At 61.1% G+C, this 12,493-nt stretch carries 13 protein-coding genes; 3 read left to right on the top strand and 10 right to left on the bottom strand.

Annotated features, from left to right (window positions below):
* Positions 1-148: 148 nt before the first annotated feature.
* From dgoD to AC30D9_RS22645, 3 genes are read right to left on the bottom strand one after another with little or no spacing between them, the layout of a single operon-like run.
* Positions 149-1,297, bottom strand: a complete 1,149-nt coding sequence (dgoD, locus tag AC30D9_RS22655) for a galactonate dehydratase (protein ID WP_186707213.1) — start codon at positions 1,295-1,297, stop codon at positions 149-151.
* Between the two features lie 49 nt (positions 1,298-1,346).
* Positions 1,347-1,967, bottom strand: a complete 621-nt coding sequence (locus AC30D9_RS22650; RefSeq protein ID WP_134925235.1) for a 2-dehydro-3-deoxy-6-phosphogalactonate aldolase — start codon at positions 1,965-1,967, stop codon at positions 1,347-1,349.
* 19 nt (positions 1,968-1,986) lie between these two features.
* Positions 1,987-2,970, bottom strand: a complete 984-nt coding sequence (locus AC30D9_RS22645) for a 2-dehydro-3-deoxygalactonokinase (protein WP_490144873.1) — start codon at positions 2,968-2,970, stop codon at positions 1,987-1,989.
* 188 nt (positions 2,971-3,158) lie between these two features.
* Between AC30D9_RS22645 and AC30D9_RS22640 the strand changes: the two genes are divergently transcribed.
* Positions 3,159-3,791, top strand: a complete 633-nt coding sequence (locus tag AC30D9_RS22640) for a glutathione S-transferase family protein (RefSeq protein WP_134925237.1) — start codon at positions 3,159-3,161, stop codon at positions 3,789-3,791.
* Between the two features lie 3 nt (positions 3,792-3,794).
* On the opposite strand, the gene AC30D9_RS22635 is transcribed toward AC30D9_RS22640, so the two are convergent.
* Positions 3,795-4,277, bottom strand: a complete 483-nt coding sequence (locus tag AC30D9_RS22635; RefSeq protein WP_014339485.1) for a GNAT family N-acetyltransferase — start codon at positions 4,275-4,277, stop codon at positions 3,795-3,797.
* 189 nt (positions 4,278-4,466) lie between these two features.
* Between AC30D9_RS22635 and AC30D9_RS22630 the strand changes: the two genes are divergently transcribed.
* Together AC30D9_RS22630 and AC30D9_RS22625 are read left to right on the top strand one after the other, a co-directional pair.
* Positions 4,467-4,814 (top strand): hypothetical protein, encoded by a 348-nt coding sequence (locus AC30D9_RS22630; protein ID WP_134925238.1) that lies wholly within the window; start codon positions 4,467-4,469, stop codon positions 4,812-4,814.
* 32 nt (positions 4,815-4,846) lie between these two features.
* Entirely contained in the window at positions 4,847-5,227 is a 381-nt protein-coding gene (locus AC30D9_RS22625; RefSeq protein ID WP_490144872.1) for a Rho termination factor N-terminal domain-containing protein, read from the top strand.
* Positions 5,228-5,768: 541 nt separating this feature from the next.
* Here the strand turns inward: AC30D9_RS22625 and araH are convergent.
* From araH to AC30D9_RS22595, 6 genes are all read right to left on the bottom strand, one after another.
* Positions 5,769-6,737 (bottom strand): L-arabinose ABC transporter permease AraH, encoded by a 969-nt coding sequence (araH, locus tag AC30D9_RS22620; protein ID WP_003204223.1) that lies wholly within the window; start codon positions 6,735-6,737, stop codon positions 5,769-5,771.
* Between the two features lie 10 nt (positions 6,738-6,747).
* Positions 6,748-8,292 carry an L-arabinose ABC transporter ATP-binding protein AraG gene (gene araG / locus AC30D9_RS22615; protein ID WP_490144871.1) on the bottom strand — a complete coding sequence of 515 codons (1,545 nt, stop codon included), beginning with the start codon at positions 8,290-8,292 and terminating at the stop codon, positions 6,748-6,750.
* Positions 8,293-8,367: 75 nt separating this feature from the next.
* On the bottom strand, positions 8,368-9,372 hold the full coding sequence (locus tag AC30D9_RS22610) for a substrate-binding domain-containing protein (protein ID WP_134925240.1): 1,005 nt from the start codon (positions 9,370-9,372) through the stop codon (positions 8,368-8,370).
* A gap of 174 nt (positions 9,373-9,546) precedes the next feature.
* A complete protein-coding gene (locus tag AC30D9_RS22605; RefSeq protein ID WP_307573921.1) occupies positions 9,547-10,365 on the bottom strand; it encodes an SDR family oxidoreductase in 819 nt (272 codons plus the stop codon).
* A gap of 236 nt (positions 10,366-10,601) precedes the next feature.
* On the bottom strand, positions 10,602-11,477 hold the full coding sequence (locus tag AC30D9_RS22600; RefSeq protein WP_490144870.1) for an SMP-30/gluconolactonase/LRE family protein: 876 nt from the start codon (positions 11,475-11,477) through the stop codon (positions 10,602-10,604).
* Entirely contained in the window at positions 11,474-12,220 is a 747-nt protein-coding gene (locus AC30D9_RS22595; protein WP_134925243.1) for a FadR/GntR family transcriptional regulator, read from the bottom strand. Before AC30D9_RS22595 ends, AC30D9_RS22600 begins: the two co-directional genes overlap by 4 nt.
* Between the last annotated feature and the right edge of the window lie 273 nt (positions 12,221-12,493).

Raw genomic sequence — 12,493 nt, 5'->3', positions numbered from 1 at the left:
CATTGCTGGAGATCTCCCTGTTTAAGGAGATCGAGTGTGGGAGCGGGCTTGCTCGCGAAGGGGGTGTGTCCGTTAGCGGATGTATTACTGACACACCGTCTTCGCGAGCAAGCCCGCCCCCACATTTAAACCGAGTGAGTCAGAGCACTCACCACTCGGCAAAACTACCATCGGCATGGCGCCAGATCGGGTTGCGCCAGCGATGGCCGATGGCTGCGCGTTCGATGACGTATTCCTCGTTGATCTCGATGCCCAGGCCCGGGCCGTTGGGGATCTTCACGAAGCCTTTGTCGTAGTCGAACACCTGTGGATCCTTGATGTAATCCAGCAGGTCGTTGCTCTCGTTGTAGTGGATGCCCAGGCTCTGCTCCTGGATGAACGCGTTGTAGCAGACCGCATCCAGTTGCAGGCACGCCGCCAGGGCGATCGGGCCCAGTGGGCAGTGCAGGGCCAGCGCCACGTCGTAGGCCTCGGCCATGTTGGCGATCTTGCGGGTTTCGGTGATGCCGCCGGCGTGGGACGCATCCGGTTGGATGATGTCCACGTAACCTTCGCTGAGGACACGCTTGAAGTCCCAGCGCGAGAACAACCGCTCGCCCAGGGCAATCGGGGTGCTGGTCAGCGGCGCCAGTTCCTTGAGGGCTTCGTAGTTTTCGCTGAGCACGGGCTCTTCGATGAACATCAGTTTGTAGGGGTCGAGTTCCTTCATCAGCACCTTGGCCATCGGCTTGTGCACCCGACCGTGGAAGTCCACGCCAATGCCGACGTTCGGCCCCACCGCGTCCCGCACCGCCGCGACGTTGGCCAGGGCCAGGTCGACCTTTTCAAACGTATCGAGAAATTGCAGCTCTTCGGTGCCGTTCATTTTCACGGCCGTGAACCCCCGCCCCACCGCCTCTTTCGCCGCGCGAGCGGTGTCCGCAGGCCGGTCGCCGCCGATCCACGAATACACACGGATCTTGTCGCGCACCTGGCCACCGAGCAAATCGCTGACCGATACCCCCAGGGCCTTGCCCTTGATGTCCCACAACGCCTGGTCGATACCGGCCAGGGCACTCATGTGGATCGCCCCGCCGCGGTAGAAGCCGCCGCGATAGAGCACGGTCCAGATGTCTTCGATGTTGCGTGGGTCTTTGCCGATCAAGTAGTCGGACAGTTCCTCGACGGCCGCCGCCACGGTGTGGGCCCGACCTTCGACCACGGGTTCGCCCCAGCCAGTGACACCTTCGTCGGTTTCAACCTTGAGGAAGCACCAGCGCGGCGGAACGATAAACGTGGTCAGTTTGGTGATTTTCATCTTGTTATCTCTCTTGTCAGATGCAGCGCACGGGGCGCTGGAAAAGTCTTCAGTTCAAGGCATTCCACGCGGCCACGTAGGCCTTGGCGCGCACCGCCACCTCATCTGCCGTCATTCCTGGCTTGAACAGCCCGGAACCGAGGCCAAAACCCTTGACCCCAGCTTCGACGAACACCGCCATGTTGTCCGGCGTAATCCCGCCCACCGGCACCAGCACGGTCCCGGCCGGCAGCACCGCGAGCCAGGCCTTGACCACCGCCGGACCCATTTGCTCAGCCGGGAACATCTTCAGTACATGGGCGCCTTCGGCCAGCGCGGCAAAGGCCTCGGTGGGCGTGGCGACGCCTGGCGACAAATACAGCCCCGCCGCTTTCGCCGCCCGCAGTACTTTTGGATCGCTGTGGGGCATGACGATGACTTGGCCGCCAGCGGCTTTCACCTGCTCGACCTGTTCCGGCGTCAGCACGGTGCCGGCACCGATCAGGCAATCAGCGGGCAAGCTGCTGCGCAGGATGCGGATACTTTCGTACGGTTCCGGGGAATTGAGCGGTACTTCGATGACGCGAAATCCGGCGCTGTAAAGGACTTCACCGATAGCGGCGGCCTCTTCCGGACGCAGACCACGCAGGATCGCGATCAGCCCGTTGTGCGCCAGTGCTTGTGTGAGCATGTCAGACCTCCAGTCAGGTTTAACGCGATGCGGTGGAATCGAGCAGCCCGGCCGCCACGGCCAGTTGCCACAAACCACGTTCGGTGGCCTGTTCGGCCAGGGTCACCCGGGCGAAACCGCAGGCGTCGAGAGCCCGTTGATAACGGGCGCAGAGTTGGGAATTGCCGATCAACACCACGGCGGGCAAGTGGATGCTGTCGCGTCGCCGACGCTGCACGGTAGCCAGCGCCGTCAGTTCATGGCCGATCAACAGGCCTGAGAGGTAGTCCGCCTGGGCGCTGGCAGCCAGTTCGCCGGTCAAGCCCAGGCTGCGGGCGCTGAACACGGTGGACAACGGACCGATCTCGCCATCCATCGACAACGCCACCTGCACGCCGCGATCGAAGGCCTGGCCGTCGAACGTCGCACCGCGCTGCTGGGTGCGGCCGAGAATGCTGTGGTCACTGAGCACGGCGAAGATTTCGCCGGTCATGAAGGTGTCGAAATGCACGATGCAGCCATCGGTCACTTCCACCCATTTCGAGTGGCTGCCGGGCAGGCCAATCAGCACCGCTCCGTCCGGTAGGTTATGCAAGGCGCCGAGCACCTGGGTCTCTTCGCCGCGCATGACGTTGGGCAGCCGTGAACGCTGGATCACGCCGGGCACGATGTGCACATCGACACCGCGAAGACTGCGAACGGTTTGTAGGGAATGGCCGAGATTGGCGACGTTGGCGGGTGTGTCGCAATAAGGCGCTTCGCGCCAGCCCTGGGCGCTGCCAACCATGCCACAGGCTATGACAGGCAGGCCCGGCTGAGCATCGAGCCAATCGCCACAGGCCTCATCGAAGGCCAATTCGAAGCCGTCGATGCACACCTGGCCAGCCAGGGTTCGTGGCCCGGAGGGCAACTGCATGATCCCCGATGACAGCGAGCGCTGTTCGAGCACCTCGCCCCCGGCGGCGAGTTTGTAAGCCCGTAATGAGGTGGTCCCCCAATCGAGCGCAATCAATTGCGCCTGCATCCGTTTCACCTGTTTTGTTTTTTGGCAGTGAGTGGGACGGACTATAAACCCGGGCGTGACAAAATCTCAATATATAAATATCACTCCCATATAATGGGATTTAACCATCAACACAAAAGCCCATCGCCATTCGCCCGCGACCCTGCTACGTTTTCTATCCGGACGCCTTAGCACTCAAGGAAAAAGTAATGGGACAACTGTTGAAAATCCTCGGCCGCACTTCCTCTATCAATGTCAGAAAAGTGCTGTGGACCTGCCAGGAACTGGAGATCGCCTACGAACGCGAAGACTGGGGCATCGGTTTTGCGTCGACCCATGACCCGAAGTTCCTGGCTCTCAACCCCAACGCCCAAGTGCCGGTGATCATCGATGAGAATGGCGTGCTCTGGGAGTCGAACACCATCTGTCGTTACCTGGTGGGCAAGCATGGGCGCAGCGATCTGCTGCCCGTCGAACCCGCCGCCCGAGCGCGCATCGAGCAGTGGATGGACTGGCAAGCTACGGAACTCAACCCATCATGGGGTGATGCGTTCTACGGACTGGTGCGCAAACACCCGGATTTCCAAGACCCAAAACTCATCGCCGCCGGTGTCAAAGGCTGGAACGAGAAAATGGGTTTGCTGGAGCAGCAGCTGAATCGCACCGGCGCCTACGTGGCCGGTACGGAGTTTTCCCTCGCCGATGTGCTCATCGGCCTATCCGTACACCGCTGGCGCCAGACACCCATGGAGCGTCCGGACTACCCAGCGGTGGCCGCTTACTGCAAGCGGCTCGAACAGCGCCCCGGATTTATCGAGTACGCATCCAACGCATACTCATGAATTTCAATTGCCGTTAGCGAAATCCCGTAGCACCTTGCCGTCCATTCGGTAGCGCACCCACTCTTCCTGTGGTTGCGCGCCGAGGGATTTGTAGAACTCGATCGCCGGCGTGTTCCAATCCAGCACGCTCCACTCGAAGCGACCGCAGTCGTTGTCGCAGGCGATCTTCGCCAGGTGGCGCAGCAGCGTCTTGCCCGCCCCGCCACCGCGCTGTTCAGGCGTGATGTACAGGTCTTCGAGGTACAGGCAGTTGCTGCCCAGCCAGGTGGAGTAACTGAAGAAAAACACCGCGAAACCGATCGGCACGCCATCACGCAGGCAGATCAGCCCGTGGGCGGTCGCGCCCTCGCTGAACAGGCTGCGCTCGATGTCGGCCACACTGGCGATGACTTCGTGGCGGGCCTTTTCGTAATCGGCCAACTCGGTGATGAAGGCAAGGATTTGAGGCGCATCGCTCGGTTGCGCAGGACGGATCTCGATGGACATGAACAGGCCTTGTAGCCAATTGAAAGCGCCATACTAAGCCGCCACGTGCCGCTCGTCACATATCGATCGAACTATTTGATCGCGACACGAACCCACCTTCAAAAGCGCCATTCGTCGCGCCCCAGGCACCAACCCAAATCCAGCGAGGCCCAAGATCAGGCAAGCATTCTGAAAAATGGAGGCGACACCATGATCACTTCAAGGCTGACTGCATTCACCTTCGCCACGCTGCTGTCCTCGGTGGCTTTCGCGGCGTCCACCGCTGGCACCGGGCCGACCGATCCGGTGCAACCACCCAACTCTCCCGCGACCGAAGGCATGCCCAAGTTGAATACCGACGGCACTGGAGACCTGAACAATGGCCAGCCTCCTGCCACTGGCGCTGGCACTGATCCGCGCGTACAGGGCAATGACATGGGACGCCAGGGTGGAATGAATACGCCTGACTCCACCACCCCCGACAACGCAGGGACCGGCGTGGGCTCGAAAACCACGACCGGAGGTTCGGGTTCCGAAGGTGGCGCCGCCAGCCAATAGCCTCTGCTTAGATATTTGAGGAGGAACATCCCATGCCTCGTGGAAGCAAAGACAAATACACCGCCGAGCAAAAGCGCAAGGCCGAACACATCGAAGAGAGTTACGAGAAGAAGGGCCTGTCCGAAGACAAGGCCGAGGCTCGCGCGTGGGCGACGGTGAACAAGCAATCCGGCGGTGGTGAGCGCTCCGGCGGCTCGGGCAAGGCAAAACCGGCCGCAGAGAAGAAGACCGACCGCAAGGAATCGGCCCGCCGCGCAGCCAGGACCCGCGAAGGTCATCCGCGCACCAGCAAGGCCTCCCATGGGACCCAGACCGTGGACAGCCTGATGAAGGAGGCCCGGGCGAAAAATATTCCCGGGCGCTCGAAGATGCGCAAGCAGGAGTTGGTCGAAGCGTTGCGCAAGGCGGGGTGATCGTTGGCGTCAGGGAGGATGCTATCGCGAGCAAGCCCGCTCACACACTGGTTCTGCGCTGTGCCAAGGTTCTGCGCCAGACACAAAACCTGTGGGAGGGGGCTTGCTCGCGATGGCGGTGGGTCAGGTTAGAAGGTGTTGAATGTACCGACGCCTCGCGAGCAGGCTCGCTCCCACAGTGGATCTTCGGTGTGCCGAGGTTCTGCGCCAGACACAAAACCTGTGGGAGCGAGCTTGCTCGCGATGGCGGTGGGTCAGGTAGAAGGTGTTGAATGTACCGACGCCTCGCGAGCAGGCTCGCTCCCACAGTGGATCTTCGGTGTGCCGAGGTTCTGCGCCAGACACAAAACCTGTGGGAGCGGGCTTGCTCGCGAAAGCGGTGGGGCAGGTAGGAAAATGTTGAATGTGACGACGTCTTCGCGAGCAAGCCCGCTCCCACATTGGGTCTGTGCTGTGCCGAGGTTCTGAGCCCTGACACCAAAACCTGTGGGAGCGAGCCTGCTCGCGATAGCGGTAGATGACTCGCCAACGATCTCTGTTTTCAGCGTTGTTTCAAGCGGTCAATCACCACCGCTAGCAACAGGATCGAGCCGCGAATGACGTATTGGTAGAAGGTGTCGATGTTCTTCAGGTTCATCGCGTTTTCGATGATCGCCAGAATCAGCACGCCCGCAATGACATGGCGAATCATGCCGATGCCACCGCTCAACGACACCCCGCCCAGCACACAGGCCGAGATCACGGTCAGCTCAAAGCCCTGGCCAATCATCGGCTGGCCCGAGGTCATGCGTGAGGCCAGGATCACCCCGGCCAAGGCGCCGATCACGCCATGCACGGCAAAGATGATGATCTTGGTGCGATCAACGTTCACCCCGGCCAACAACGCCGCTTCCTGATTGCCACCGATGGCCATGGTGTTGCGCCCGTAGGTGGTGTAGTTCAACAGCCAGCCGAAAAACAGGAAGCAGGCGATAGTGATCAGGATCGGCACCGGCACGCCGAACAATTGACCGTTGCCGAACACGAAGAACGATTCCTGGGACACACCCACCGCTTTGCCGTTGGCAAAGATGTAGGCCAGGCCCCGGACGATCTGCATGGTCGCCAGGGTGGTAATCAAGGCGTTGACCCGCAGCTTGGCAATGACGATGCCGTTGATCAGGCCGACGATCAGCCCCATCACCAGCGCCGCGCTGACACCGAGGAACACGCTGTTGGTGTCGCGCATCACCACCGCCGCGACCACGCCGGCACAGGCAATTACCGAACCGACCGACAGGTCGAAGTGCCCGGACGCCAGGCAATACAACATGGTGCAGGCGGCGATGCCGGTGGTGGAAATCGCCAGGCCCAGGCCACGCATGTTCAGCGGCGACAGAAAGTTATCGATCATCAGGGTGCAGAGCACGAAGATGCCGATGGCCGCCAGCAGCATGACCCAGTCGTCCAGGAAACGGCGCAGGTCCAGGGGTTTGCGTGCCGTTGGCAGTGCATTGTTTTGAATGGTCATGATTTACCTCTCAGTTCGCCGCGTCGGCAACGCGTTGGCGCGGCAGCGCCAGTTGCAGCAGGTTGGATTCGTTGGCCTGGTCACGCGGCAGCTCGCCGCGCATGGCCCCTTCGCACAGCACCAGGATTCGGTCGGAAATGCCCATCACTTCCATCAGGTCGCTGGACACCACAATCACCGCGATGCCCTCGGCCGCCAGGTTGTGGATAATCTGGTAGATCTCGGCCTTGGCGCCGATGTCGATCCCGCGAGTGGGCTCGTCCAGCAGCAGGACTTTCATCGGCATAGACAGCCAGCGGCCGAGAATCGCCTTCTGCTGGTTACCGCCGGACAGGAACATGATTTTCTGGCTGGCCGCCGGGGTCTTCACTTTCAGCGACTTGATCTGCTTGTCGGCGTTGCCCCGCTCCCAGTCGCCACGCAACAGGCAGCCAAGGGCGGAATGAGCCGGGCGCGCACTGATGTTGATGTTCTCGCCCACGCTGCCCAACGGGATGATGCCTTCCTTCTTGCGATCTTCCGGGCAGAGCAGCACGCCAGCGGCGATGGCATCCCGTGGCGAACGCAGTTTCAATTCCTTACCGTGCAGCACGAGGCTTCCCTCGCTCTGGCGCTCCAGGCCACTGAGCAAGCGAAACAGCTCGGTACGACCGGCGCCGACCAGCCCGAACAAGCCGAGGATCTCGCCCTTGTGCACCTGGAAACTCACCGGTTCGCGCAAGCCCGGCCCCAACAGGTTCTTCACTTGCAGCGCCACATCGCCGCGCTCCCGAGGACGGTAATCATAGATGTCCTGGATATCGCGACCGACCATGCAGGTGACGAGCTGATCATGGGTCAGCTCGCTCATGTTCTCGAAGGTGCGGACATAACGACCGTCCTTGAATACCGTCACCGCGTCACAGATACGGAACACTTCTTCCATGCGGTGGCTGACGTACAGCACCACTTTGCCCTCGTCTCGCAAGCGGGCGATGATCGCCATCAAACGGTCGATTTCCCGGGCCGACAGGCTACTGGTGGGTTCGTCGAAAGCAATGACGTGGGCACCGCGGGACAAGGCCTTGGCGATTTCCACCAATTGGCGCTGACCGAGGGACAGGCGACCGACTTTTTCCTGCGGGTCGATTTCGTCGGCCAGGCCTTTGAGCAGTGTCAGCGCCTGCTGGCGCAGCACGCCACGATTGACCAGGCCGAAACGCGCCGGCAAATGGCCAAGGAACAGGTTTTCCGCGACGGTCATTTCCGGCACCAGGTGCAGCTCCTGGTGAATCACCGCCACACCGCTGGCGATGCTGTCGGCGGTGCCTTTGAACGCCATGGTCTGCTCGCCGATCTGCAAGTCGCCGCTGCTCGGGATGTAGGCGCCACCCAGGATCTTGAGCAGCGTGGACTTGCCGGCGCCGTTTTCGCCCATCAAGGCATGGACCTGCCCCGGATGGGCAACGAAACTGATATTGGCCAGCGCCTGCACGCCGGGAAAGGACTTGCCGATCCCGTTGAATCGCAAGCTGCCGCCGATGTTGTGTTGCCGTGTCGCTGTTTGCACTTGCATAACCACCTCGAACTCACAGAGATCAAGCGATCCCGGTCACTCAAGTGACCGGGCCGCTTTTGAATCAACCGACCGTCAATTCCACAGGCCGATCTTTTCCAGCTCCTGCTTGAAGTTCTCCCGGGTGATCAGCGTCACCTCGTCCATGGCGGTGTACTTCGGCGGTTCCTTGCCGGTGGTGATCCACTCGTACATCATTTCGGCGGTCTTGTAGCCTTCGATGTGCGGGCTTGGCAGCATCGAACCGAAGAAGCCGCTTTTCGGTTTCTTCAGCTCACCGATGGCGTCGGTACCGTTGATACCAATGCCGATCACGTTGTCGGCCTTGAAGCCGGCCGCTTCGGTGGCGCGTACGCCGCCCAGCACGGTGTTGTCGTTCATGCCGCCGATGATCAGGTTGGTTGCGCCTTCTGGCAGCTTCACCAACGCCGAGTTGACGGAGTCCATGCTGCCGGGTACGTCGAGGGTCTTGAGCGGCGAATAAAGGATATGGTCTGCCGGCATCCCGGCTTTCTTCAGGGCATCGACCGAACCGTCGGTGCGTTTCTTGCCGGTGTCCAGCTCGTTGAAGGTGCTGATCACGGCGTAGGTGTTTTTCCAGTCCCAGTTGCGCTTTTCCGCTTCAGCGGCCATGGCCTGACCTTGCTTCTGACCCACTTCGAACGCGGCCATGCCCAGGTACGGCACGTCTTCCATGAACTTGCCGCTGGCGTCGACGAACCGGTCGTCCACGGCAATCACCTTGAGATCGTTGAGCTTGGCCTTGGCCATGATGGCCGGGCCGAGGGACACGTCCGGCGGGCAGATCACGAAGCCCTTGGCCCCGTTGGCGGCCAGGCTGTCGATGGCCGAGAGGGTTTTCTCGCCGTCAGGCACGGCGATCTTGATCAATTCGAAGCCCTTGTCCTTGCTCGCCTTCTCGGCGAACGCCCATTCGGTCTGGAACCAGGGCTCCTCGGCCTGCTTGACCAGGAAACCGATTTTTACAGGATCGGCCGCCAGCAAACTGCTGCTGAGGCTGACCGCGGTAACCGCCAGGGCGGCACGGCACAGGGAACGGATCCCACGACGATGATTCATAGCTGACTCCTTGTTTTTTTTATTGAAAGCCAAACGCCCAGGGTTCTGCTCCACCGTCGGTGGAATGCGCAGGTTGGACGGTCAAATCAGGTTGCTACACAGCATAGGCCTAAATAGTCATATCGTATGATGATTGGATTACAGGCGAAGTTTCCGACCGCAATCCGGAAATATTCAGTCGTGGTACATGACCGAACGTCCCCCATCGATGGTGATGCATGAGGCATTGATAAACGGTGCTTCGTCGCTGGCCAGGAATACGGCCGTCATTGCCACTTCGATCGGCTGCCCGACGCGCCGTGGCGGGTGCAAGTCCAGTGCTCGCTGGCGTTCGGCATGGGGATCGGCAAAGCCGTTCCAGTAGTCGATGTTCAATTGGGTCTCGATATACCCCGGGGCGATGGCGTTGACCCGTACCCCCTTGGGCGCGTATTCGATGCCCAGGGCGCGGGTCAGGCCCAGCAGGCCGTGCTTGGCCACCGGGTAAGGGAAACAGCCGGGAATGATGTGGGACGAATGGACGGAGGCAATGTTGATGATGCTACCTACGCCCTGCTCGATCATCTGTGGCAACACCGCCTTGCAGCCGTACCAGGCGCCATCCAGGTCGATGGCGAAGCAGCGGCGCCAGTCTTCTTCGGTCATTTCCAGCGGATCACGGAAGACATTGACGCCAGCGCAGTTGACCAACACATCGATGCGCCCGTGCAGCTCGACGGCACGACGAGCCATGGCCTGCAAGTCCTGCGGCTTCGACACATCGGCCTGCAGCGCTTGCACATCGGCCCCGCGCTCCCGCCAATGGGCCGCCACTGCCTCGACCTTCTGCGCCTGGATATCACTGATCACCAGTCGAGCCTGTTGCGAAGCGAACGCGGCGACGATGGCCTCGCCGATGCCTTGGGCTGCGCCAGTCAACAGTACGACCTTGTCTTTCAGGCGCTCACCCTTCGGCGGCTCCGGCACGGGTGGCAGGACCAAGGGCTCAACCATGGTTCAAGACTCCTGCACGCGGGCACGACAAAAACCGGGCATCCACGGATGACCGGCGCAAAGGCGCTTGAAAGAACAGTGGCCGGCGTACGCCGCCGGGGCGTACGGGGATAGATCGTTGCATCACTTCACCTGTTTTGTTTTTTTAGTGTGAGTGCGTATTGCTGATGGAGCCGACTATAAACCCGGCCGCCAAACAATCTCAATATATATATTTACATCCCATATTTTGGGATTCAGCCTGCAAACCTTGTACACGCTATGCCGGGCACATCGACACGCATCGACAGCACCGCACCGTCCAGCGGATGACCCAAAGGGCTCGCGGCGCTGGTGATGTACAACGTCTTCAGGTCTTCACCGCCGAACACACAACTGGTCGGGCGGCTGACGGGCAATTCGATCACCCGATCGACCTGGCCATCCGGGTTCAGCCGCAACAGGCAACTGCCGTCCCAGCGGGCGTTCCAGATGTATCCCCGGGCATCCATCGCCGAGCCATCCGGACCGCCACGCGGGTGCGGGCCGAACCAGACCTCGGCCGGCGCCAGGTTGCCTTCCGGGTAGATGAAATGCCGATACACCGTGCCATCCAGGCTGTCGCCGAAATACACCGTGGTGCCATCCGGGCTCCAGAGCAAAGTGTTCGGAATGCCCAGCCCGCGCAACAAGGGCAGGACCCGGCCATCACTCCCGACGCGAAACAGGCCACCGGACCGCTGCTCGATCGGCAAGTCCTCGCCTTCGGCACCGATGTTGTTCTGCATCGTACCGAGCCAGAGCTGGCCCAGGGCATCGCAACGGGCCTCGTTGGGGCGATTGCCTGGCTGGGGGTCGGCCATGCACAACAGCTTCAAGCCCGGTTCCAGGCCTGGCGATTCAAGATCGAGGCGGTAGACACCGCTGCTCAGGGTCACCAAGGCGTCGCCACTTTGGGTCGGTATGAAGGCGGACACATGTTCGGGCATCTGCCAGATATCGACGTTGGCGCCGATCAGCCGCAGTGCCTGCTTGCCGGCGATATCAACCCAGTACAATGCCTGGGTCGGCTCGTCCCAGAAGGGCCCCTCGCCCAATTTCGCTCGGTGCTCCGTCACAGCCGTCCACTTCATTGAAACCTCCTGTTCCCGGCTTGCCCGGCAGCGTCTGTTCGACCGGCCATGACATCGGGGTAAAAGCGTTTGATCGCCAGGTCGGCGTTATCGATCAGAGTCATGCAGGCCCAGACACCCCGCGCCGCGTCGCGGGCGGCGATGGCATCGGCGATGTCCTTGTGGATCGGCAAGGTGCGGCGCAGCTCATCCGGGTCAGCCGCCGACACTTCGAATGACACCGCCAGCAGCGCACCCAGGGCCGGGACCATTTGTTCGATGAATTGATTATGGCTGGCGGCGAGGATGCACTCATGGAAAAACTGGTCGGCGCGGTTGTAATCGGCGCCGCTGTCCACCGCCCGCTCCAGCGCATGGTAGGCCAGGCGGATCGCCTGCACCTGGTCGGCGGTGGCCCGCTCGCAGGCCCAGCGCACCGCCATCGGCTCGATGGTACGGCGCAGGTCCAGCAAGTCATCGACAAAGTTTTCCGGCAGGCCGCTACGTGACAGCCAGCCCACCACTTGAGGGTCGAACAGGTTCCAGCGTCGCACCGGCAACACCCGCGTGCCGACTTTCGGCCCGACTTCCAGCATGCCCTTGGCGACCAGGGTCTTGATCGCCTCGCGAATCACCGTGCGACTGACGCCCAGTTGCTCGCCCAAGTCCGCCTCGACCTTGATGGTTTGCCCAGGCTTGACCTGGCCGGCGGCTATCCAACCGCCCAGCCAATCGACGGTCGACGCATGAAAACTGCTGGACATGAAAACCCCGCGGGCCACTCTTATTGGAGGTCCACGCTAATCATCATATGATTGGGTGTCAATTTGAATTTACGCACAACACTGTGGGAGCGAGCCTGCTCGCGATAGCGGTGGGTCAGTTAAGGCAAAGTTGACTGTTCTGCCCTCATCGCGAGCAGGCTCGCTCCCACAGTTGATTGGGGATGTTCACACTATTTGTGTTCACAACACATCTCATGTGGGAGCGAGCCTGCTCGCGATAGCGGTGGGTCAGCTGAGAAAATGTTGGATGTA

Source organism: Pseudomonas sp. DF11 (assembly GCF_058148565.1).
The sequence above is the reverse complement of the archived record's forward strand: the minus strand, read 5'-3'. Positions and strand labels throughout refer to the sequence as shown.